At 60.7% G+C, this 21,587-nt stretch carries 21 protein-coding genes and 1 tRNA gene; 11 read left to right on the top strand and 11 right to left on the bottom strand.

Features of this window, described 5'->3' with window-relative positions; translation table 11 throughout:
• Positions 1-236 precede the first annotated feature (236 nt).
• The 7 genes from phoB to phoR all read right to left on the bottom strand — a co-directional run bounded on the left by phoB (position 237) and on the right by phoR (position 8,457).
• Positions 237-920, bottom strand: coding sequence for a phosphate regulon transcriptional regulator PhoB (gene phoB, locus AC2444_RS00925; protein WP_003545181.1), 684 nt, complete (start codon positions 918-920; stop codon positions 237-239).
• Between the two features lie 134 nt (positions 921-1,054).
• Positions 1,055-1,768, bottom strand: a complete 714-nt coding sequence (gene phoU, locus AC2444_RS00920) for a phosphate signaling complex protein PhoU (protein ID WP_012755910.1) — start codon at positions 1,766-1,768, stop codon at positions 1,055-1,057.
• 44 nt (positions 1,769-1,812) lie between these two features.
• Positions 1,813-2,628, bottom strand: coding sequence for a phosphate ABC transporter ATP-binding protein PstB (gene pstB, locus AC2444_RS00915; protein ID WP_003556197.1), 816 nt, complete (start codon positions 2,626-2,628; stop codon positions 1,813-1,815).
• Positions 2,629-2,644: 16 nt separating this feature from the next.
• Positions 2,645-3,967, bottom strand: coding sequence for a phosphate ABC transporter permease PstA (gene pstA / locus AC2444_RS00910; RefSeq protein WP_003556196.1), 1,323 nt, complete (start codon positions 3,965-3,967; stop codon positions 2,645-2,647).
• Positions 3,964-5,445 (bottom strand): phosphate ABC transporter permease subunit PstC, encoded by a 1,482-nt coding sequence (gene pstC / locus AC2444_RS00905; protein ID WP_012755909.1) that lies wholly within the window; start codon positions 5,443-5,445, stop codon positions 3,964-3,966. Before pstC ends, pstA begins: the two co-directional genes overlap by 4 nt.
• Positions 5,446-5,615: 170 nt before the next feature.
• On the bottom strand, positions 5,616-6,650 hold the full coding sequence (locus AC2444_RS00900; RefSeq protein ID WP_003556194.1) for a substrate-binding domain-containing protein: 1,035 nt from the start codon (positions 6,648-6,650) through the stop codon (positions 5,616-5,618).
• A gap of 583 nt (positions 6,651-7,233) precedes the next feature.
• Positions 7,234-8,457, bottom strand: coding sequence for a phosphate regulon sensor histidine kinase PhoR (gene phoR / locus AC2444_RS00895; RefSeq protein WP_012755908.1), 1,224 nt, complete (start codon positions 8,455-8,457; stop codon positions 7,234-7,236).
• 243 nt (positions 8,458-8,700) lie between these two features.
• Here phoR and ppk2 point away from each other — a divergent pair, with 243 nt between their 5' ends.
• Positions 8,701-9,582 (top strand): polyphosphate kinase 2, encoded by an 882-nt coding sequence (gene ppk2, locus AC2444_RS00890; protein ID WP_012755907.1) that lies wholly within the window; start codon positions 8,701-8,703, stop codon positions 9,580-9,582.
• Positions 9,583-9,635: 53 nt separating this feature from the next.
• On the opposite strand, the gene AC2444_RS00885 is transcribed toward ppk2, so the two are convergent.
• On the bottom strand, positions 9,636-10,820 hold the full coding sequence (locus tag AC2444_RS00885) for a hypothetical protein (protein WP_012755906.1): 1,185 nt from the start codon (positions 10,818-10,820) through the stop codon (positions 9,636-9,638).
• Between the two features lie 286 nt (positions 10,821-11,106).
• Here AC2444_RS00885 and AC2444_RS00880 point away from each other — a divergent pair, with 286 nt between their 5' ends.
• The 8 genes from AC2444_RS00880 to AC2444_RS00845 all read left to right on the top strand — a co-directional run bounded on the left by AC2444_RS00880 (position 11,107) and on the right by AC2444_RS00845 (position 16,619).
• Positions 11,107-12,066 carry an NAD(P)H-dependent flavin oxidoreductase gene (locus AC2444_RS00880; RefSeq protein WP_012755905.1) on the top strand — a complete coding sequence of 320 codons (960 nt, stop codon included), beginning with the start codon at positions 11,107-11,109 and terminating at the stop codon, positions 12,064-12,066.
• A gap of 121 nt (positions 12,067-12,187) precedes the next feature.
• A tRNA-Thr gene (locus tag AC2444_RS00875) sits at positions 12,188-12,263 on the top strand.
• A 176-nt stretch (positions 12,264-12,439) separates the two neighbouring features.
• Positions 12,440-12,913: a hypothetical protein gene (locus tag AC2444_RS00870; protein WP_012755904.1), complete on the top strand. Its 474-nt coding sequence runs from the start codon at positions 12,440-12,442 to the stop codon at positions 12,911-12,913.
• Positions 12,910-13,275, top strand: a complete 366-nt coding sequence (locus tag AC2444_RS00865; protein ID WP_012755903.1) for a type II toxin-antitoxin system RelE/ParE family toxin — start codon at positions 12,910-12,912, stop codon at positions 13,273-13,275. The genes AC2444_RS00870 and AC2444_RS00865 overlap by 4 nt, the downstream gene beginning before the upstream one ends.
• Position 13,276: 1 nt before the next feature.
• Positions 13,277-13,600 (top strand): addiction module antidote protein, encoded by a 324-nt coding sequence (locus tag AC2444_RS00860; RefSeq protein WP_012755902.1) that lies wholly within the window; start codon positions 13,277-13,279, stop codon positions 13,598-13,600.
• 223 nt (positions 13,601-13,823) lie between these two features.
• The gene (locus AC2444_RS00855) at positions 13,824-14,219 is read left to right on the top strand and encodes a hypothetical protein (protein ID WP_012755901.1); all 396 of its coding nucleotides are present in this window, start codon (positions 13,824-13,826) and stop codon (positions 14,217-14,219) included.
• 259 nt (positions 14,220-14,478) lie between these two features.
• Complete coding sequence (locus tag AC2444_RS00850; protein ID WP_012755900.1) at positions 14,479-15,969, top strand: MDR family MFS transporter; 1,491 nt, start codon at positions 14,479-14,481, stop codon at positions 15,967-15,969.
• A 74-nt stretch (positions 15,970-16,043) separates the two neighbouring features.
• A complete protein-coding gene (locus AC2444_RS00845; RefSeq protein WP_012755899.1) occupies positions 16,044-16,619 on the top strand; it encodes a phosphotransferase-like protein in 576 nt (191 codons plus the stop codon).
• 188 nt (positions 16,620-16,807) lie between these two features.
• On the opposite strand, the gene AC2444_RS00840 is transcribed toward AC2444_RS00845, so the two are convergent.
• Positions 16,808-17,653: a class I SAM-dependent methyltransferase gene (locus AC2444_RS00840; protein WP_012755898.1), complete on the bottom strand. Its 846-nt coding sequence runs from the start codon at positions 17,651-17,653 to the stop codon at positions 16,808-16,810.
• 274 nt (positions 17,654-17,927) lie between these two features.
• Here AC2444_RS00840 and AC2444_RS00835 point away from each other — a divergent pair, with 274 nt between their 5' ends.
• Positions 17,928-18,179, top strand: coding sequence for a hypothetical protein (locus tag AC2444_RS00835; RefSeq protein ID WP_012755897.1), 252 nt, complete (start codon positions 17,928-17,930; stop codon positions 18,177-18,179).
• Between the two features lie 138 nt (positions 18,180-18,317).
• On the opposite strand, the gene AC2444_RS00830 is transcribed toward AC2444_RS00835, so the two are convergent.
• The gene (locus AC2444_RS00830) at positions 18,318-18,695 is read right to left on the bottom strand and encodes a nuclear transport factor 2 family protein (RefSeq protein ID WP_012755896.1); all 378 of its coding nucleotides are present in this window, start codon (positions 18,693-18,695) and stop codon (positions 18,318-18,320) included.
• Positions 18,696-18,822: 127 nt separating this feature from the next.
• On the opposite strand from AC2444_RS00830, the gene AC2444_RS00825 reads away from it, so the two are divergent.
• The gene (locus AC2444_RS00825) at positions 18,823-19,281 is read left to right on the top strand and encodes a MarR family winged helix-turn-helix transcriptional regulator (RefSeq protein ID WP_012755895.1); all 459 of its coding nucleotides are present in this window, start codon (positions 18,823-18,825) and stop codon (positions 19,279-19,281) included.
• A gap of 26 nt (positions 19,282-19,307) precedes the next feature.
• Here AC2444_RS00825 and AC2444_RS00820 read toward each other — a convergent pair whose 3' ends face one another.
• Positions 19,308-21,308: an ABC transporter ATP-binding protein/permease gene (locus AC2444_RS00820; RefSeq protein ID WP_012755894.1), complete on the bottom strand. Its 2,001-nt coding sequence runs from the start codon at positions 21,306-21,308 to the stop codon at positions 19,308-19,310.
• Positions 21,309-21,587 lie beyond the last annotated feature (279 nt).

Below are 21,587 nucleotides of genomic sequence, written 5' to 3'. Positions count from 1 at the left end.
TGACCATCGTTAGAATGCAGAAAACGGGCCGAGTGGCCCGTTTTTTTATGCGCGGATGGAAGCTCAGGTTTCCCTCCGTCATGCTCGGCCTTGTGCCGAGCATCTGATCACCTCAACTACTTGAGGGAAAAAACTTTATTTTCAAATACTTCATTTGGCGTGCGCAGATCCTCGGCACAAGGCCGAGGATGACGTCGCGGGTTTTGCCAGGGCTCAGCAGGCTCAGATGAAAGCCCTCAGGCTTCCATCGAATAACCGGCGCCGCGGACGGTGCGGATGACGTCCTGCATGTTGGAGAAATTCAGCGCCTTGCGCAGGCGGCCGACATGGACGTCGACGGTGCGCTCGTCGACATAGATATCGTGGCCCCAGACACCATCCAACAGCTGTGAGCGGGAGAAGACCCGGCCCGGCGACGACATCAGGAATTCCAGCAGGCGGAATTCGGTGGGGCCGAGGCGGACTTCGCGGGTCTTGCGATGGACGCGATGGGTCTCACGGTCGAGCTCGATGTCACCGCATTTCAGCACCGTCGACAGCACCTCGGGACGGGCGCGACGCAGCATCGCCTTGACGCGGGCAACGAGTTCGGGGGTCGAAAAGGGCTTGACGACATAATCGTCGGCGCCCGTCGACAATCCGCGGACACGCTCGCTCTCTTCGCCGCGCGCCGTCAGCATGATGATCGGCAGACGCTCGGTCTCCGGCCGCATGCGCAGGCGCCGGCAGAGCTCGATGCCGGAGACGCCGGGCAGCATCCAATCAAGGATGAGAAGATCGGGCGTGCGCTCCTGAAGCCGCATTTCGGCTTCGTCGCCACGAAGGATGGTATCGACCTCGAAGCCTTCCGCTTCGAGATTGTAGCGAAGAAGCACGCTGAGGGCTTCCTCGTCTTCAACAACTGCAACTCTCGGGATCATGCGTGTCGGTCTCCTCGCGCATAATCCTTAAACCAGGGTGATTTAAGCAATGCATCCTGCGCAAATTTAAAAATTGGCTGCGACCTCTTTGCGCGCCCGGACGGGCGCGCACGCAAGCGGCGGGGTGTGGGCAGTTATTCGGTGACCGCGCCGACGGTGTTGGCGCTGTCGTCCTTCGGCCGATCGCCTTCCGGCTGCGCGCCTGTCGTCATGTAATAGATCGTCTCGGCGATGTTGGTGGCGTGGTCGCCGATGCGCTCGATGTTCTTGGCGCAGAAGAGAAGATGCGTGCAGCTGGTGATGTTGCGCGGATCTTCCATCATGTAGGTCAGGAGCTCGCGGAACAGCGAGGTGTACATCGCGTCGATCTCGTTGTCGCGTTCGCGGATCGCATTCGCCTTGTCGGCGGAACGATTGGTGTAGACGTCGAGCACTTCCTTGAGCTGGACGAGCGCCAGCTCGGACAGATGCTCGAGGCCGCGGGCGAGCTTGCGGGGAACGCCGGTGCTTTGGACGGCGATGACGCGCTTGGCAGTGTTCTTGCCGAGGTCGCCGACGCGTTCGAGATCGGCGGCGATGCGGATCGAACCCATGATTTCGCGCAGGTCCGCGGCCATCGGCTGGCGGCGGGCGATGGTGACGATCGCCTTGTCGCCGATTTCGCGTTCGGCGTGATCGAGGATCACATCGTCGGAGATGACCTTCTGCGCCAGCGCGGTATCGCCGTTGACGAGCGCCCGTACGGCTTCGGCGACCATCTGCTCGGCCAGGCCGCCCATTTCGGAAATCCGCCTGGACAGGAACTTCAGATCATCATCATAGGCAGAATAAATATGTGTCGATGCCATGGGGCTTTATCCTCGAATAACGGAAAGGCTTGGTGACGCCAAAATCAGCCGAAGCGACCCATGATATAGTCCTGGGTGCGCGGATCGTCGGGATTGGTGAACATCTTGTCGGTGTCGTTCTCCTCGACGAGATTGCCGAGGTGGAACATGGCGGTGCGCTGCGAAACACGCGCGGCCTGCTGCATGGAATGGGTGACGATGACGATCGTGTAGTTCTCGCGCAGCTCGTGGATCAGCTCCTCGACCTTGGCGGTGGCGATCGGGTCGAGCGCCGAGCAGGGCTCGTCCATCAGGATGACTTCCGGGCTGACGGCGACGGCACGGGCAATGCAGAGGCGCTGCTGCTGACCGCCCGACAGGCCGGTGCCGGATTCGTGCACGCGGTCCTTGACCTCGTTCCAGAGACCGGCGCGCTGCAGGCTGGTCTCGACGATCTGGTCGAGATCGGCCTTCGACTTGGCAAGGCCATGGATGCGCGGGCCATAGGAGACGTTTTCATAGATCGTCTTCGGGAACGGGTTCGGCTTCTGGAAGACCATGCCGACGCGGGCACGAAGTTCGACGACGTCGATATCGGGATCATAGATATCGTCGGTATCCAGCGTGATCTTGCCGGTGACGCGGCAGCCGTCGATCGTGTCGTTCATGCGGTTGAGGCTACGCAGGAAGGTCGACTTGCCGCAGCCGGACGGGCCGATCAGGGCGGTTACGGTGTTTTCGCGGATGTTCAGGTTCACATCGAATAGCGCGCGCTTTTCGCCGTAGTAAACCGAGACATCCTTTCCGATCATCTTATACGGGACGTTGCTCATCTTGTGATCCAGCGCCTTTTCAACTGCAGCTTCCGTCAACATGTTCATGATCTTGTAACTCCGTTTACCAGCGGCGCTCGAAGCGACGACGCAAGAGGATGGCGCCCATGTTCATGACGATCAGGAACAGGAGCAGGACGATGATGGCACCCGAAGTACGCTCAACGAAGGCACGTTCGGCCTCGTTGGCCCACATATAGACCTGTACGGGCAGAGCCGTCGAGGGATCGAGCGGTGTCGTCGGCGCGTTGGCGACGAAGGCGACCATGCCGATCAGAAGCAGCGGCGCGGTTTCGCCGAGCGCATGCGCCAGGCCGATGATCGTGCCGGTGAGGATGCCGGGCATGGCGAGCGGCAGAACATGGTGGAACACCATCTGCATCTTCGAAGCGCCGAGGCCGAGGGCCGCGGCGCGGATCGACGGCGGCACGGCGCGAAGGGCGGCGCGCGTCGCGATGATGATCGTCGGCAGGGTCATCAGCGTCAGCACCAGGCCGCCGACCAGCGAGGCCGAGCGCGGCAGGCCGATGAAGTTGATGAAGACGGAAAGACCGAGCAGACCGTAGACGATCGAGGGGACCGCAGCGAGGTTGTTGATGTTGACCTCGATCAGGTCCGTCAGCTTGTTCTTCGGTGCGAACTCCTCGAGATAGATCGAGGCGGCGACGCCGATCGGCAGAGCAAGCACGAGGACGATCAGCATCAGGTAGAGCGAGCCGATCAGGGCGACGCCCAGGCCCGCGGCCTCCGGACGGCTGGAATTGCCGTTGACGAAGAGGCCGGTATTGAACTGCTTGTGGAGAGCGCCGCTCGCCTTCAACTCGTTCATCCAGCCGACCTGCTTGTCGTTGACCTTGCGGTTCTTCTCATCGACCGACAGATCGATCTGGCCCTTGTTGGCGCTGTCGACATTGGCGTCGGCAAGCACCGTGACATTGACCGTCTTGCCGATGATGGACGGATCGGCGACGACCATGTCGCGCAGCTGGACCGGCGCACCCTTGGAGAGCATGGCGGATGCATCGCGCACATCGGGACGGCTCGCGGCATTGACGTTCAGCTGCTTGACGATCGCGTCGCGCAGGAGAACCGGATAATTGGCGGCGATCAACACCGAAGGGTCGGTCGCACGCTTGTTGTTCGGGTCGATCGTCTTCTCGGAGAATTCGATCGGCAGGGTGATCGCCGTCTGCTGGAAGGCGGTATAGCCCTTGCCGATCACCGTCCACAGCAGGATGAACAGGAAGACGAGACCGAAGGTGATGGCGGCGATGCCATAGGCCTGGAACCGGCGCTCGGCGGCATAGCGGCGCTTGATGCCGATATCGCGGCGCACCGGCGCCTTGGAAACGGTGACGCCTGATGTGGGAGAAACAATATCCGTCATTCGTACTGCTCCCGGTATTTGCGCACGATGTAGAGCGCATAGATATTGAGGCAAAGCGTGATGCAGAACAGGGTGATGCCAAGGGCGAAGGCAACCAGCGTCTGCGGCGAGGTGAACTCAAGGTCGCCGGTCAGCTGGTTGACGATCTTGACGGTCACCGTCGTCATCGGCTCGAAGGGGTTGATCTGGATGCGGGCGGCGACACCGGCGGCCAGCACGACGATCATGGTTTCGCCGATGGCGCGCGAGGCGGTCATCAGCAAGGCGCCGACAATGCCGGGAAGAGCGGCCGGCAAAACCACTTTCTTGATGGTTTCGGAGCGTGTGGCACCAAGACCGAGCGAACCGTCACGCAAGGTCCGCGGCACGGCGGTGATGATGTCGTCCGACAGCGAGGAGACGTAAGGGATCAGCATGATGCCCATGACGATGCCGGCCGTCAGAACGCTCTGCGCCTGGATGAAGTTGCTGTAGTTGCCGGACAGAAGGCCGCTGATCTGGGCAGAGAAATCGCGCAGGAACGGGCCGACGGTGACGAGCGCGAAGAAGCCGTAGACGATCGTCGGAATGCCGGCGAGCACTTCGAGGAGCGGTTTGGCGACGCCGCGCAGCTTCGGCGAGGCGTATTCGGCCATGTAGATGGCGGCAAAGAGGCCGACCGGCACGGCGACCAGCATGGCGACCAGACCGATATAGATCGTGCCGAGCAGCAGCGGGATCAAGCCGAACTGGCCGAAGGACGAGCTGCCGGCGCCGGCAAAGCGTGGATCCCAGACGGTGCCGAAGAAGAAGTCCATGGCGGGAACGGCCGCAAAGAAGCGGGCGGCTTCCGACAGCATGGAGAAGACGATGCCGATCGTCGTCAGGATGGCGATCGAGGAGGCAAGCAGCAGGCCCCAGAGCATGACGCGCTCGACCCGGTTGCGGGCGCGGAAGCGCGGAGCGATGGAACGCAGCGCATAGAAGGCGCCGGCAACGGCGAGAGCGAAGACGATCGCCGTCATGGCGATGCGGCTCGTCATGCTCATCGCGTTGAGCTTTTTGGCGGCGTCGAGCATGTAAGGCAGCGGCTGGCTGGCAAGCGGCACGCCCTTTTCGAGGAGCTTGGCCTGCAGGGCAGCCGGATCGTTGGCGACCGCGGCAGTTTCATCCGAGGTCAGCATCGTCATGCCGCGGGCAACCGTCGCCACCGTCGAATAGCCGAGATCCTGCTCGACTGCGGCTTGCGCTTTGATGTCGTCGGGGAAAGCACCGCGAACCGAGGACTGGATGATGCCGGGGCTGATGGAGAGCCAGAGGCAGAGGACGAGCAGGGCGGGAAGAACTGCCCAGATCGCCGCATAGGCGCCGTAATAGACCGGCCGTGAATGCAATGCGGAGGATCGGCCTCCGGCAAGCGCCGTGGCACGAATGCGCGCGACCAGATAGGCGGCGGCACCGATCACCACAAGGCACAAAAGTATGATGGATGTGCTCATTCGTTACGTCCCCAGGCCCATAGCCCCCAAAAAGCCCGGCAGCTTCATCAGCCTGCCTTCAGCTTCCAATCATGGAGAAGGAATTCCAACCCTGCAGCTCCAGAACCGCTGGCGCGCAGGGACATAAGCAACGCCGGCGCGGGCCAAGAAGGACCGCGCCGGCAAAATGATTACATGGACTTGCCTGCTTCGACGTCCTTGCGGATTGCGTCGCGCTCTGCGTCCGGAGCGGCAACGAGGCCGTATTCGACGAGCGGGCTGTCGGGGCCGATCATCTGGTCGGATACGAAGAAGTTGACGTATTCCTTCAGGCCCGGAACAGCGCCGAGATGTGCCTTCTTGACGTAGAAGAACAGCGGGCGGGAAACCGGGTAGGTGCCGTTGGCGATCGTTTCGGTGGACGGAACGATACCGCTCATGCTCGCAACTTTGAGCTTGTCGGCATTGTTTTCATAGAAGGAAAGGCCGAATACGCCGACGCCGGTCTTATTGGCGGCGATGCGTGCGAGGGTTTCCGGATAGTCGCCGTCGATGTCAACGGCAACGCCGTCCTTGCGGACTGCGACGCAGGCCTTGCCCTGGGCAGCCTTGTCGGCGATTTCCTTGGCGATGACGTCAGTTGCGCCCGAAGCCTTGCAGCCGGCGGCGAGAACGTTCTGTTCGAAAACTTCGCGGGTGCCGTGCTTTTCGCCCGGGATGTAGGCAGCGATATCAACAGCCGGAAGCTTCGGGTTGACTTCCGACCACTTCTTGTAAGGGTTGGCGACGAGCTTGCCGTCGACGACGACCTGGGCTGCGAGGGCCTTGTAGATGTCGGCAGGAACGTAGGCGACGTCAGGGTTGGAAGCGTCGGTTGCGAAGACGATGCCGTCGTAGCCGATCTTGACTTCCTGGATGTCGGTTACGCCGGCAGCCTTGCAGGCTTCGGCTTCGTTCTTGTTGATCGGACGCGAAGCGTTGGCAATGTCGATGGTGTCTTCGCCAACGCCCTTGCAGAATTCCTTCAGACCAGCGCCCGTGCCGCCGGATTCAACGACCGGCGTCTTGAAGTTGGTGAAGGTTTCGCCGAAGGACTCGGCAACGATCTTTGCGTAAGGCAGGACGGTGGACGAACCAGCAACCTGAATCTGGTCGCGGGCGACGGCAGCGCCAGCGAAAGCAGCAGTTGCGGCGAGCGCGGCAACGGTGAGCTTAAAGGTGTTCATGTAAATCTCCCGGCATTTGGGCTTGTGTGAGTGCGGCCTTAGAGAGGCCCTCGCATTGCCTTTTTTCATCGGCGAGACTCTCTTAGCGCTGTAAGCACCGTCCTTTTATGTCAAAGCCGTGAAACATTTGTGACAGGTTACGTTATTGATTTATAATGATTTATTTTAAATAGGCCAAACGATCGTGCCGGGCGGCCGGCAATGTTTGCCGGTCAATCCACCTCGCGTTGTAAAAATGGCTGCAGATAGGCGAGCGGTTGCGGTCACTTCCCGCTTGCGGCCGCCACCTTCTGCCCGCTCGCGGGGCTAAGGGACATGCCGCAGCGTCTCGACTCCCTCTTCTCCCCTCGGGGAGAAGGTGCCCGTAGGGCGGATGAGGGGGCCAGCGAAGCCGGTCTTTCCTATGACCCGGGCAACGGTGCAGGCGTCGTCTCGACCATCGTCAAGGCCCTTGCGCAGGCATCGCGGAATAGGTTTTACGTGAGGTTTTGCCGTGCGGCCCCCTCATCCGCCTGCCGGCACCTTCTCCCCGAGGGGAGAAGAGATTTGCGGCAGCCTCTCCGTTCCTCACGCGACACATACGTCAGAAACGGACGGTAAAATCAGTGCCCTTGCCGACTTCCGACTTGACGATCAGCCGCGCGCGGTGGCGGGTGAGGATGTGCTTGACGATGGCAAGGCCGAGGCCGGTGCCCTTTTTCGAGCGGCTGTCCTCGATGCTGACTCGGTAGAAGCGTTCGGTCAGGCGCGGTACATGCTCGGCCGGAATGCCCGGCCCCTTGTCGACGATGCTGACCTCGACCGGCTGGCCGGTGCCGTTCTTCAGCCAGACATCGACGATCTCGCCCTCCTGGCCGTATTTACAGGCATTTTCCATCAGGTTCTCGAAGACCTGGACAAGTTCGTCGCGGTCGCCCAGCACCTCGACCTTGCCTTCCGGCAAATGCAGGTTGATGTCGACGCCGACATCCTTTGCCAGCGGCACCAGTGAATCCCGGACATGGCCGAGCAGCGGCACCAGATCGATCTTCTCATCAGGCGCGATGTGCGATTTCAGCTCCAGACGGGAGAGCGACAGCAGGTCGTCGACCAGCCTGCTCATGCGCGTCGCCTGATCGAGCATGATATTGAGGAAACGCGTCTGCGCCTTCAGATCGTTCTTCGCCGGCCCCTGGATGGTCTCGATGAAGCCGCGCAGCGAGGCAAGCGGCGTGCGCAGCTCATGGCTGGCATTGGCGACGAAATCCGAGCGCATGCGGTCGATGCGGCGGACCTCCGATATATCGCGGAAGGAGAGGATGAAATAGCGCTCACGTGGACCGTCCTCAGCGGCGAATTCAATGGGGGCGCTGCGCACGATATAAACGCGCTCGGAGGGCAGCCGCTCGGAATGCTCGATCTGGTTCGGCGCGTTGGTGGCGATGGTTTCGCGCACCATGTCGAGCACGCCGGGCGAACGCATACGGGCCGATATATGGGCGCCGAGCGCCACCTCGCCGAAGGCCTTTTCGGCAGCGCGGTTCTGGAAGAGCACCGAGGCGTCTTCCGACAGCAGCATGACGGGGATATCGAGGCCCGAAAGTGTGGCGGAAACTTCCGGCAGGCGGCTTGGCGGCGCCTCCGGCTTGATTTCCACCGGCAGGGCGGGTTCTGCCTCGATGACGGGCGCCTCATTGAACAGCGCGGTGAGGATCATCACAAGCAGCAGGGCGAGCACAACCCACTTGTTCATGCCGGCGGCAAGCGCCGCGAGCGCGCTGAGGATCGCCGCAAGCAGCACCGGCCGTTCGCGCCTTATGCGCGCCAACAGGCTTTTTCTCCATGGAGTTTCGTCTGGCAAGTGCCCTCGCGGCGTCGATTCGTTTTTCGTTATATTGAACTCTGCCTGATAGCGGCAATTCATGACAGAAGTTTTCGGGTTGCCGCGTCCCAAGCGAAAGGCAGCAGCCGAAACCCATGAAAAATGGCCGGCCGGCCGCGAGAGATTTGATTTTCAACGGTAAATATGTTCGCTTGGAGGACGAGAAGCGATCGGGCTGAGGAGGCTGATATGGACGAGGACATCGAAAACAGGGCCGTGGAGCTGGAGATCCGCGGAAAGAAACGCACCTTCGATGTCGACGACCCCGCCCTGCCGAACTGGGTGGACGAGCACGCGCTGGAATCCGGCGACTTCCCTTACAAGAAGAAGCTCAAGGAAGAGGACTATCTGGAGGAGCTGGAGAAGCTGCAGATCGAACTAGTCAAGGTGCAGTTCTGGCTGCAGGCGACCGGCAAGCGGGTGATGGCGCTGTTCGAGGGCCGCGATGCGGCCGGCAAGGGCGGCGCGATCTCGGCCTCCTCGGCGCATATGAACCCACGCCTTGCGCGCGTCGTGGCGCTGACAAAGCCGACCGAGCGCGAACAGGGGCAATGGTATTTTCAGCGTTATGTGGCGCAGTTTCCGACCGCTGGCGAATTCGTGCTGTTCGATCGCTCCTGGTACAACCGCGCCGGCGTCGAGCCGGTCATGGGTTTCTGCACGCCGCAGCAATATGAGGATTTCCTCAAGCAGACGCCGCAGCTCGAAAAGATCATCGCCCATGAGGGCATCTTCTTCTTCAAATTCTATCTCGATATCGGCCGCGAGATGCAGCTCAAACGTTTCCACGACCGTAGGCACGATCCGCTGAAAGTCTGGAAACTGTCGTCGATGGATATCGCGGCGCTGACCAAATGGGGCGACTACAGCGAAAAGCGCGACCGGATGCTGAAGGAAACCCATACGGATTTCGCGCCCTGGACGGTGATCCGCGCCAATGACAAGCGGCGGGCGCGCCTCGAACTCATCCGCCACATGCTGAACAAGATGGATTATGACGGCAAGGACAAAAAGGCGCTCGGCACGGTCGACGAGGAGATCATCGGCTCAGGGCTAGGCTTCCTGAAATAGGGCTTTCCGAACAGGCTGGCCCGCAATCGTCACCGGCTCCGCCGGGACCGGCCTTACTGCCCCGGCAGGATGCGTATGGCGAAGAGGTTGATGCCGCGCGCCTTGCCGTCGAGATCGCTGTTGATCGTCAGCGTGCCCGGCGAATTCGGCGCCAGCGAGCGGTCGAACTTCACCTGCAGCAGCGCATCCGACTTTTCCCGGGTGACGGTAAAGCGGTGACGGGCGCAATTGCCGAGCGTCTGGAAATTGCATTCGACGGTGATCTGCGTCGGCTCGTCGGTGGTGGACTGCAGCGTCAGCGCGATCGTCGAGGATTTTCCGGCCAGCTGCTGCAGCACCGATGGCGGCACGCTGATCGAGACATTGCCATCGGCCGCACCGCTTTCGGAAATCAGCCGTACGGCAGGACCGTCATTCTCGGCGATTTTTTCGGTGCGCGCCCGCGGGCCGCTCTGGATCTTGTCGGCGTCCTCAGGCTTGAACAGCGGGATCCAATCGGCCGAGAAACTGTTCTGCGGATCGATGGTCACCGGCTCATCGGTGTGAGAAGCGGCATTGCCGGCGCTGTCGTCATTGCCGGTAAAATCCTCCGGTTGCGTGCTTGCCGGCGGATTGGCGACGCTGGTGTCGCGCTCGGCCGCCGTCATCAATAGGCCTGACGTATGCGCCCACCAGGCGCCGATGCCGATGAAGGCCAGCAGGACGCACCAGACGAGCAGCCTCGAAAAGAATTTGCGTGGCTTGCGCCGGCCTGCCGCCCGCTCCGGGCGGAAATCCATATTGGTGGCGCGCTGACCACGGGCAAGGCGCTCCTCGCCGACGGGGGCGGCAGCCAGATGATCTGTATTGCCGGCATGCACGTCGTCGAGGCTGGACTCGTCGCCGCGGTGCATAACCTCAGGCGCGCGGGTCTCGCCTGACACCATCGGGCCGTCGAACTCATCGGCTTCGGCCTGGTGAACCGGCGGCGCCGGCATTTCCACGACCGGCGGCACGGGCACTTCAGGCGGTCTCTGGCGGGGATGAAGGCGGTCGCGCTCCTCGCCTTCGATGGCGTGGATGGTGCTTTCCAGGCGGTGGCGGTGATGGGCGACGACCTCGGTGTCGGTGATATCCTGCTTGCGCAGCCCGGCTTCCAGCGCCTGGCGGGCCGACTGATAGATCCTCGCTCGAACCTCTGGATTATCGCGATCGGAATTCTCGAGCGCCGTTCTGATGGCCGTTTCTAATCCGCTCACATTCAGTCCTTCACCTTGAATTCGGCATCGGACTGCAATCCCCGCCGTTCTCCATCAAAATTCGGTAACGGCAAGTGCGGCAAACCGCAAGCCTTGCAGGCCCGGCCGCCATCGATCGGCGGGGATATCGGCAGGTTTCACCGCTTGTGGGCCTTATTCTATTAGCTTTCTCGGACGTATATATTCGGGCTGAAATCGACGAAGGCATGGCAGCCGCTCTTTTATCGCCTTTTCATCTCTGTTATGAGATTGACGTTTTCGTAAACGTCAATGGAAGCGACGAACCATGGCCCTGCCCCCGATCCTCAAGGACAGATTGAGACTGCCGGTCATCGGTTCGCCGCTGTTCATCATTTCGCATCCAGCGCTGACGCTGGCGCAATGCAAGGCCGGCATCGTCGGAGCGTTTCCGGCGCTGAACGTCCGGCCGGAAAGCCAGCTCGACGAATGGCTGGCGGAGATTACCGAGGAGCTCGCCCGCCACGACGCCGCCCATCCGGAGCGGCCGGCCGCCCCCTTTGCCGTCAACCAGATCGTCCACATGTCGAACAAGCGGCTGGAGCACGACCTCTCGCTCTGCGTCAAATACAAGGTGCCGATCGTCATCTCCTCGCTCGGCGCCGTGCCCGAAGTCAACGCCGCCGTGCACTCCTATGGCGGCATCGTGCTGCACGACATTATCAATAACCGCCACGCCCATTCGGCGATCCGCAAGGGTGCGGACGGGCTGATCGCGGTGGCGGCCGGCGCCGGCGGCCATGCCGGGACGTTGTCGCCCTTTGCGCTCGTCCAGGAAATCCGTGAATGGTTCGACGGGCCGCTGCTGCTGGCAGGCGCCATCGCCACCGGCGGCGCTATTCTCGCCGCAGAAGCGATGGGCGCCGACATGGCCTATATCGGCTCGCCCTTCATCGCCACCGAGGAAGCCCGCGCCGCAGCCGCCTACAAGCAGGCGATCGTCGAAGGGGCCGCCAGCGATATCGTCTATTCCAACTATTTCACCGGCGTGCACGGCAACTATCTCAAGCCCTCGATCCTCGCCGCCGGCATGGACCCCGACAACCTGCCGCTTGCCGATGTCTCGAAGATGGATTTCGAGCAGGCTGTCGGCGGCGCCAAGGCCTGGAAGGACATATGGGGCAGCGGCCAGGGCATTAGCGCCGTCAAGGCCGTCGAGCCGGTGGCAAAACTCGTCGACCGGTTGGAGGCCGAATACAGGGCGGCGCGCACCCGGCTGGCGCTCTGAGCGCGCCTTCTTGGTCCCTCCCCTCTTTTTTGCCAAAGCCATGACAGGGTGCTTGAAATCTTCCAACAATGGCTGTATCAGCGCCATGCAAATCGCAGGCCGCATGCTTGGGCCGTGAAATGCCGCTTTAGCTCAGGTGGTAGAGCACATCATTCGTAATGATGGGGTCGCAGGTTCGAGTCCTGCAAGCGGCACCATTTCTTTATAAGCCTCTTTTAAAATCCTTCGTTTACCTTTAGCTGCCTTTGGCCACTCGGCAGCGAAAATTTCAGTAATTAGAGCCTCTTCACTCATAGCGGCTGGGCTGCCCTTCATCTACATATGCGCGACCGATATCGATCGAACGAGAGCAGGTTTGCGATTAGGAGGTTCTATGAGGACATCGCTTTTAAGTATCGCGCTTTTCACATTTAGCTTGTCCGCTGCGCAGGCAGCAGACTTCCCTCTCGCCTCATGTGCTGGATGGAACGGAACGCTTGTCAGCAGGACCGGCACCGATTCAAGCACCGCAATTATGAAAGGAAAGGTCACTCAAGCCGATTTCCGGGAATACTGCGAGCGAGACCCAGGAGGTGAGACAACAGCACATGGCGGCAAACTTACTGTAAAGCAGTGCGTGGCAACGTATACAAAAGCGAATGGGAAAGACACCTATCGCTCCACCGCCAATTGCATCGAAGGCACCCTGTCCTTCGTTCCTCCTCGTGGAGAACCGCTGCGTGTCACTTTCCCATTACCAGAGGACGCAGATGTGTCGTGCGCCTCAGGCATGCCGCCGCTGATCGAGCAGTTCAAGCTCCTCTGCCCTCAGGCGGCGCGGGAGTTTCATTTGATGGATGACGAATGACAGGAGGGCCGTCTCAGCACTCCGGTCAACAAAAAGTTGACTACTCGCGGGAGGGTGTTAATTATAGTTCACGGAAATACACGGTTCTCCAGACAGCCGAATTCCAGAAATGGCTGCGCAAGCTGAAGGATCGGAATGCAAGAGACCGAATTGTCACGCGCATCGTTCGTGCGGAGGCTGGCAATTTGGGCGACCACAAATTCTTCGATGGCATCGGGGAATTGAGGCTCGACTACGGTCCTGGGTATCGTTTGTATTTTGCAATGCAGGGCAGCGTTGTCGTTATTCTCCTGTGCGGGGGCGACAAGGGCAGCCAGGAGCGGGACATCAAGCGAGCAATCGAAATGTCCAAGGAGATATGAGATGGCGCTTGAAATCATCCCTTTTGACGCAACCGAGTTTCTGGACACCGAAGAATCTCAGGCCCATCTCATTGAAGACGCGTTTGAAAGCGGTGATGCAGGTTATATCGCGCACGCATTGGGCGTTGTTGCGAAAGCTCGTGGCATGTCACAAGTCGCCCGGGATGCCGGCGTTACTCGCGAGGCTCTGTACAAATCGCTCAGTGAAAAAGGCGACCCAAAACTCTCGACGCTCATCGGCGTAGCTGCAGCTCTCGGATACAAGCTGACAGCGACGCGTGTGGGTGATTCAGATACGCGCGAGGACGAGCGCCGATCTGCTTAGCAGGCACGATCCAAACAATTCGGACGCTGCGGCCGATTTGGCTTCAAACAAAATTTCGAGCCTCGACAGCCGCTTTCTCTGCCCATCACGGAGATACAGGTCCAGTAGTCGCCCAAGCCGTTATCTGTCCCAATCAAACGACCGTGAAATCCGCAACTACGACAGGAACAATGCCCCCACCAAGCTGGTTTTCTCCCGTGAGACAACAAGCATGGAGAAAATCATGCCCTGCAAGTTCATCGCAATATCGCTGCTTTCGATCGGTCTGGCCGGCCCGGCGCTGGCGCAGACGGCCGGGGGTGCGGATGCCAATGGGCGGCTTTCGGTGGCACCGATTATAGGCGGATCGGGGAGTTCGGGCGCCGGTTCGGCCGGCGCGGGGTCGGCGGGCACTGGTTCTGTCGGCGGCGGTGCAACGGGCACCGGGTCGGTGGGGACTGGGTCTGTCGGAACCGATTCCGGCACCACCGGCAGCACGACTGGCAATGGCGGCGTCAATCTCAACAGCGGCCGCAGCACGATCAATCCCGGCGGGGTCAATCCCAACCTGCAGCAGACGCCGGGTTGCACCAGCGGCAGCGCGGACACCGGCTCGCGGGGCGAGGCATGCCCGCAATGAGGATGAGGTGGCGGTTCGCCTTCCCTTCTGACAAAACGGAGGCCCGGAGCGGAATGGCGCCGGGCCGTTGCTTTCGGCCGCCGCTTCCCTGACATCACGCGAAAACAACCGGTGCTGTCAGAAACCGGTCGCGGCCTGCTTTACCGGCCGGGCTTGAGGTCGTAAAAGGACGGCATCACTCCGCAAGCGGCGCATCGCCCCACATCTCGCCAGCCTGCCGATATTTCCGGCATCTGCGGAGCACCCGAAGAGGATCGTCATGTCGAATGCAGCGCAACGCTCGAACCGCGTGCTTATCGTCGCCACCATCATGCTCGCGACCTTCATGGTGGCGATCGAGGCGACGATCGTAGCGACCGCGATGCCGCGCATCGTCGGGGAGCTCGGCGGCTTTTCCTATTATAGCTGGGTGTTTTCGGCCTTCCTGCTGGCGCAGTCGACGACGACTGTTATCTACGGCAAGCTTTCCGACATTTTCGGGCGCAAGCCGGTGCTGATCGGCGGCATCCTGATCTTCCTGGTCGGCTCTTTGCTCTGCGGGCTTGCCTGGTCGATGATGTCGCTGGTGCTGTTCCGGCTGCTGCAGGGGCTGGGCGCCGGCGCCATCCAGCCGGTGACGACGACGATCATCGGCGATCTCTTCAAGCTCGAGGAGCGCGGCCGCGTGCAGGGCTTCATGGCGACCGTCTGGGCGACGTCGGCTGTCGTCGGGCCGCTGGCCGGCGGCATCATCGTCGACAACATCTCCTGGGCCTGGATCTTCTGGATCAACCTGCCGATCGGCGTCATCTCGATCATCGCCTTCATGGTCTTCCTCAAGGAGGACGTGGCGCACAAGCAGGCAAAGATCGATTACCTCGGATCAGTGCTGTTTTCGATCTCGATCGTCGCACTTCTCGTCATGCTGACGGAAACCGATGCCAGCGCCTGGATCCTGATTTCGCTTTTCGCCGTCTTCGTGATCGCGGGCATCCTCTTTCTCGCCCAGGAGAAGCGGGCGCCGGAGCCGATCATCTCGATCCCGCTCTGGAGCCGCAGGCTGATTGCGACCAGCAATGCGGCGACGCTGCTGGCCGGCATGGCGCTGATCGGGCTTTCGACGATCCTGCCGCTCTACGTGCAGGGCGTACTTGGCCGCTCGCCTCTTGTCGCGGGGTTCACGCTCACCATGCTCGTTGTCGGCTGGCCCTTGGCGGTGATGCTCTCCGGCCGTTTCTACAGGGCCTTCGGCATCCAGCGTACCTTGCGCGTCGGCAGCCTGATGTTTCCCTTCGGCGCCTGTTTCCTGTTGTTCCTGACACAGGAAAGCTCGCCGATCGTTGCCGGCGCCGGCTCCTTCTTCATGGGCTTCGGCATGGGTCTCATCAGCCTCACCAGCATCGTGCTGGTGCAGGACAGCGTCGAATGGTCGATGCGCGGCAGCGCCACGGCCTCGATCATCTTTTCCCGCAGCCTCGGCAATACGCTCGGCGCCACCGTGCTCGGCGCCATCCTCAATGCCGGCATCAACCATTATGCGAGCGGCGAGGCGGCGGCCGGCCTGCACGAGGCGCTGAACCAGCCGACCGGGCTCTCGGCCCTCGCCGCCGATCCGGCCATCCGCTCGATCTTCAATGCGGCGCTGCACTGGAGCTTCTGGGGCGTGGTCGTCGTCGCGGTGCTGACCTTCTTCACCACCTGGCTGATCCCGGTCGGGCCGAGCCAGAAACGCGAGGGGACGGCTGTCGCCAGCGAGGCGGCATCGCATTAAGCGGTTCAGCTCGTGGAAGCGCAGAAATGCTGTGTTTTCACACCGATGGATTGTGTTGGGAGAGTTGTCGAACGATGAGTGTTTTCGTGTTGCTCTTGGGGTTTCCGGGCGTCGGCAAGCTGACAATCGCCAAAGAACTCGGCTCGCTTATATCAGCAAAGGTCGTCGATAATCACTGGTTCAACAACCCGATCTTGCGCCTCCTCGACGAGGAGGGGACCGCTCCGCTGCCGAAGGGCATATGGGAGTACACCGGCAGGGTCCGGCAGGCCGTCCTGGATGCGATCACCGCCTATAGCGGCCCGTCGGCGAATTTCATTTTCACCCATGCCGGTGTCGAAGGCGATGAGCGGAGCACACGGACCTACGAGCAGTTCGTCGAAGCCGCCAGACAGCGCGCCGCGGTCTTCGTTCCGGTGAGATTGCTGTGTGCCGAAGAAGAATTGGCGCGTCGCGTTTCGGCTCCCGCACGGCGCGACCACTTGAAAACAACCGACGTCGAGACGTCGAGGAGCCGAAGCCAACAGGCCGTGGTTCTCAATATCCCGCACCAACACGCGCTGACGTTGGATGTGACGCTCACGTCGCCCTTGGAAAGTGCTGCGGCATTACGGGATCATGTTGTGACATGCCTGCCGAACGGGCGCTGATTGTGTAATTGCATGCAACGAAAGAGGATATTCCGAAGTGTGGTGTCGTCATCGACGTCACTCTCCCGCTCACGGTCGTCGTCGATGAGATTCTCTTGAAATGCGGAGAGGTGGACCAAGGGGCAAATTAGACTCGGCGTCGCGCGACAAATCGCTACGATTCCGATTCAAGGAATTCTGCAGTTTGGCTATCGCGTGCCTGTGATCACAGTTGCCGTTGAGCGAAGGTAAACCTTGCCATCGCTGACGGATTGTAGCGCCAGTTCCAGAACCTCGCCGCGGATTTTCTCCCGTGTCGCCGCATCTGCCCTGGATAGTCCAGCGACGACAGGCGCGGCGACCTCAGTCATGAAGTCCCAGTAGCGCGCCGGGGTATCGTGCACCATCATCGCCGACACCTCCTCCTCGGCGACATCGAGAAGGCCCGCCTCTTTGAAGGTCTCGACCATCATGCCTTCCCCGGCACAGCGGAACAGGCCCGGAGAGCCGGGTGGTGGCGCTGATATGTCCACGTGGCGGGCGATCGTGCCCATGATCGTGGTCGCCCATGGATTTTTGGCAGGCGCGCTCCAGACGGCTGCGCTGACACGCGCACCGGGTTCTGCCACGCGTGCCATCTCCTTGGCGGCGGCAGCGATGTCAGGGAAGAACATAAACCCAAACCGGCACAGGACGGCGTCGAAACTGGCATCGGCAAAAGGCAACGTTCCCGCATCGCATAGGCGAGTTTCGAAGTTTTTGAGGCCACGTCTGGCCGCATTTTCGGCGGCAGCAGTCAGCATATTTTCCGAGAGATCGGTGACGACGACATGACCCTCGGGGATTGCCGCCGCCGCCGTCAGGCCGGGTTCGCCAGTGCCAGCTGCTATGTCGAGCACGTTAAAGCCGTTGGAGAGATTTGCGCGCCGGAGCATGGCGTCACCAAACGGGGCGAGCCAGCTGAGAACCAGGCTGTCCCATTTCTTCCAGCCGGCAGAAAACTTGTCCCAGGTCTCACGTTGATGGTTACGGATATCGTCGAGATTTGCTGACATGCACCGGCTCCCCCTACGTTCAACCGGCAAAGCCGGGAACGTCGGTACTATGCGCCGCTGATGTCGGGATTCAATGGAAATAAGCGCAATCGGGCCAACCGCCAGGCATGACCAAACCTGTTGGGACAGAGTGATGAATTGACCAAGACTATCGGAGCTTTTATACAATAGCTTTTGCGAAACTCCGGATTGGCCAAAATTAATCCTTTTAAATCAATAGGCTTCTCCTGGATGGTGCAAATCAAGAATGCGGAACCAGCGGATTGCTGAAGCGATGCAGTCCAGCTGTATGCATCAGCCATGGAGAAAGAAAATTATAAAGATCATGGTCTTGCTGCACAGCGCCGATGGCATGGCTTGGCAGTCTCCCCCCAAAGGCACCAGCCTGAAGACACTGAGCGAAGCCGAGGAGCAAGGCTTCATCTTGATCCGCGGGGAATTTCAGAAACGCCAATTCCGTCTGACAGAGCTCGGCTCCAACTATGTCGAGCGCGACAAGCGGCGTCTGGAAGCGCGCAGGCTCTGAACCGATAGTGCCGGCTAAGCGCGAATTGAACGCATAAGCCAGGCTTCCGACGGCCGAAAGGCCAGTCTGACAATCGCGCTTCGCAACAGGAGCGGTCATCCCCGCATGGGAAGTACCAGCTTACAGAGCATGCTGGGCTTACAGCGCATCCCGGATATCGAAGCGAACAATTTTATCGCCCTGCATGCGGAAGATGTGCGTCACGGTCTTGTCCTTCAGGCCATGAGCCCGCCCTTCCAGCGGCCGGCCATCGAGGTCGAAGACCGACTGGATCACCTCGACAGCGATAGCGCCGTCTGGCGTTTCCTCAAAGGCCACCGGCTCGACGTGTGGACTGATGACGGCCCATTGGCGTGTCCAATAATCGCGTACAGCCTCACGACCATGAACATGGCCACCATCCATGCCGTTGGCCCAGGCGACATCATCGGAAAGCACGGCAAGCACAGCGTCGATGTCTCTGGCGTTGAAGCTGGCATAGATGCGCTTGATCATTTCGACGTCATTTTGAGACATATCGTTTCCTCAGTGGAGATTGAAACATTCGCTGTGCGGCATCGAAACGCCATTGCCTCGTGCCGCGCATCAAGTTACATACGTACATATATATCTTACGGTCAAGCGCAGGCAAGGGGTAAGCCGAATGGACGACGACGTGCTTTCAACGCCGGGGCATCTCGTCAGTCTTGCGGCGCGGGGCTTTGCCCGTCTCAGCGAGTCACGCCTTAAACCGCTCGGCTTCGGTGTCGGCCAGTTGCCGGTGCTGGTCGCGCTGCAAGATGGCAAAGCCAGCACTCAACGCGACCTCGCCCGCTTTGCCAGGATCGAGCAACCGCCGATGGCGCAGATGCTCGCACGCATGGAGAGGGATGGCTTGATCAAGCGGACACGCGACCCGGCTGACCGCCGCAGCAGCCGTATCGTGCTGACGAAAACTGCACAGGAACGTATGCCGAAGGCAATTGCGGCCCTATTCCAAGGGAATCGTGAGGCACTGGCCGGGTTCACGGATGCGGAAGCGGGACAACTTGCAGATCTGCTGACGCGGCTGATCGACAATCTGGATCAAATTGCGAGCGCAGAGCCTTCGTCAGGTGTTTGATGGTTTTGTGGCCAAACGGACAGTGTCTATTCGGGGACTGTGCCGCCTTCATTCGCGGTCGTACTGCCTTTCGGCGGGGAGCGCCGCTTCTCCAAAACGCGTGACAGCAAGTTCCGTTTTCTCTTGCGCTTGATCAGGTCGATATCGCTGACAAGCTTTGCGCCGCCCTCGCGCCGCTCGAGCGTGATCTTGCGGCTATGGAAGACTTCCAGCTCAGCGCGATGCGCGACGCTCAGGATGGTGACTTCAGGCAATTCATCGATCACCATCTGCATCATCTTATCCTGGCTCTTCTCATCGAGTGCTGCCGTTGCTTCATCCAGCACGATGATATCGGGTTGGTGCAGCAGCAGACGCGCAAAGGCGAGCCGCTGCTTTTCGCCACCCGACAAGGTCTGGTCCCAGGGCGCATCTTCCTCGATCTTGTCGTTCAGATAATCCAGTCCCACCTTGTCGAGAGCCGCCTTGATCTCGTCCAGCGGCCAGCTATCGGCGGCGCCCGGATAGGCGACCGCACGGCGAAGCGTGCCCGAAGGGATATAGGGCCGTTGCGGCAACATGAATAATCGCCGGTCGGCATGGAAATTGACGCTGCCGCCGCCCCACGGCCAAAGACCCGCGATGGCCCGCACCAGCGTGCTCTTGCCCGACCCGGATTCACCGGACACAAGCACCCGCTCGCCGGGCTCGATTTCGACCCGGGTTTCCGTCACCACGGCGGTGCCATCGTCAAGCGACACGGAGAGATCGTTGAGGCTGAGCATCGCCTCGCCTTCGGTTTCACCATGCTTGATGCGCCCGAGCGAGTCGCTCTGTTCGGCGCGCTCCAGCCCGTCGAGCGACATCATCAGCGAGGCGATGCGCCGTGCACAGGCATTCCAATCGGCAAGACGGGGATAGTTGTCGACCAGCCAGCCGAACGCGCCCTGAACGATGGCAAAAGCAGAGGCGGCCTGCATGACCTGTCCGAGGCTCATGCTGCCTTCGAGAAATTTTGGTGCGCAAAGCAGGACCGGGACGACTGGCGCAATCAGCATCGACCCATGCGACACAAGCGTTGTGCGCATGTGCTGGCGGGCAAGCAGCGCCCATTGCCTTAGCACATTGGCGAAGGTCTTATCGAGGTCGTTACGCTCCTCCTCTTCGCCGCCGAGAAGCGCGATGCTCTCGCCGTTTTCCCTGACATGCGTCAGCGTGTAGCGAAACTCGGCTTCTGCTTGATTTTTGGCCTCGGAGACGTGGACGAAATAGCGGCCGATGACCGCCATCGAAGTAGAGGTGATCGCGGCGTAGAGGACCGCAGTGACGACGAGAAAGCCGGGAATGGTAACGGGGAAACCTGCGATCGGCAGAGTGAGAGCCCCGCCGATCGTCCAGAGCACCACGATGAAGGTCGAGGCCGCCAGAAATGCGGAAATGACACCGGCGATGAAATCGACGGGTGCTTCGGTGGCAATCCGCAAATCCTCGGAAATGCGCGCTTCCGGGTTCTTGTGGTCGCCGCCGATGAGATTCAACTGATAGTAACGGCCGTTTGCAAGCCAGCGCGCGATGACTGATGTTGTCAGCCAGGAACGCCAGCGACGTTGGATCATCATGCGAACGGCGACCTGTATCGTGACAATGGCGACGGTTCCGAGCACAAGCGGCACGAATACGGCGGTCAGGAAATAGACGGTGCCGGCATCGTGTCGCTCTATGGCGTCGAAGATCCCGCGGTTCCACAGATTGATTCCGTACTGGAAGCCGACATTCATGCCGATCAGGGCCAATAGCCCGATCGAGAAGGGCCAAGCGAACTTGTCGCCACCGCGACCCCAGTAACGGCGCGCGCTGATCCAGAAACGTTTGAGCAGATACCGCTTGCGCGCCTGCTCGGCCTCTTCAGGTGTCAACTCCGGATCGGGCTCGATGGCATCTGGTGGCGGCATGACCTCGACAGTCGATGCCGTCTCCTGGGGCGAGTTCCCGGCACCGTGCGGTTCGGTGCCGTCGACCGATTTCGGTTTAAGTTTAGCGTCGGCCATAAGCGCGATAACGGCTTACACATCGAAATGTTTCATGATGGCTGCCATCCGCAGTATCGAAAACATCTGCCCCTCACCCTAACCCTCATATGCGCTAGGTTAAGCGAGCGTGTAGATCGTCGCATTGTTTTCGGCGTCGTCGCGGCGGCTCACAGAGGTGGCGACGACTTCGCGTGACGAGATTACAGACGGCCTGCCACAGAAGTGGTCCGCGGATGGCGGCGCAAATGGTGGCCAGGGCGATCTTCATGAGACGCCAGCGCGATGGGCTTGCCAATG

The organism is Rhizobium sp. WSM1328, assembly GCF_057653715.1.
The sequence above is the reverse complement of the archived record's forward strand: the minus strand, read 5'-3'. Positions and strand labels throughout refer to the sequence as shown.

Bases quoted from the DNA above. Each gene is read 5' to 3' on its own strand.
- AC2444_RS00840 (WP_012755898.1), bottom strand. From the start codon at position 17,653: ATGTCAGCAAATCTCGACGATATCCGTAACCATCAACGTGAGACCTGG.
- AC2444_RS00850 (WP_012755900.1), top strand. From the start codon at position 14,479: ATGTCGAATGCAGCGCAACGCTCGAACCGCGTGCTTATCGTCGCCACC.
- pstB (WP_003556197.1), bottom strand. From the start codon at position 2,628: ATGAACATGTTGACGGAAGCTGCAGTTGAAAAGGCGCTGGATCACAAG.
- AC2444_RS00825 (WP_012755895.1), top strand. From the start codon at position 18,823: ATGGACGACGACGTGCTTTCAACGCCGGGGCATCTCGTCAGTCTTGCG.
- AC2444_RS00820 (WP_012755894.1), bottom strand. From the start codon at position 21,308: ATGGCCGACGCTAAACTTAAACCGAAATCGGTCGACGGCACCGAACCG.
- AC2444_RS00900 (WP_003556194.1), bottom strand. From the start codon at position 6,650: ATGAACACCTTTAAGCTCACCGTTGCCGCGCTCGCCGCAACTGCTGCT.
- pstC (WP_012755909.1), bottom strand. From the start codon at position 5,445: ATGAGCACATCCATCATACTTTTGTGCCTTGTGGTGATCGGTGCCGCC.
- AC2444_RS00830 (WP_012755896.1), bottom strand. From the start codon at position 18,695: ATGTCTCAAAATGACGTCGAAATGATCAAGCGCATCTATGCCAGCTTC.
- phoU (WP_012755910.1), bottom strand. From the start codon at position 1,768: ATGGCATCGACACATATTTATTCTGCCTATGATGATGATCTGAAGTTC.
- phoB (WP_003545181.1), bottom strand. From the start codon at position 920: ATGATCCCGAGAGTTGCAGTTGTTGAAGACGAGGAAGCCCTCAGCGTG.
- AC2444_RS00845 (WP_012755899.1), top strand. From the start codon at position 16,044: ATGAGTGTTTTCGTGTTGCTCTTGGGGTTTCCGGGCGTCGGCAAGCTG.
- ppk2 (WP_012755907.1), top strand. From the start codon at position 8,701: ATGGACGAGGACATCGAAAACAGGGCCGTGGAGCTGGAGATCCGCGGA.
- AC2444_RS00865 (WP_012755903.1), top strand. From the start codon at position 12,910: ATGACAGGAGGGCCGTCTCAGCACTCCGGTCAACAAAAAGTTGACTAC.
- AC2444_RS00855 (WP_012755901.1), top strand. From the start codon at position 13,824: ATGCCCTGCAAGTTCATCGCAATATCGCTGCTTTCGATCGGTCTGGCC.
- pstA (WP_003556196.1), bottom strand. From the start codon at position 3,967: ATGACGGATATTGTTTCTCCCACATCAGGCGTCACCGTTTCCAAGGCG.
- AC2444_RS00880 (WP_012755905.1), top strand. From the start codon at position 11,107: ATGGCCCTGCCCCCGATCCTCAAGGACAGATTGAGACTGCCGGTCATC.
- AC2444_RS00860 (WP_012755902.1), top strand. From the start codon at position 13,277: ATGGCGCTTGAAATCATCCCTTTTGACGCAACCGAGTTTCTGGACACC.
- AC2444_RS00835 (WP_012755897.1), top strand. From the start codon at position 17,928: ATGCAGTCCAGCTGTATGCATCAGCCATGGAGAAAGAAAATTATAAAG.
- AC2444_RS00870 (WP_012755904.1), top strand. From the start codon at position 12,440: ATGAGGACATCGCTTTTAAGTATCGCGCTTTTCACATTTAGCTTGTCC.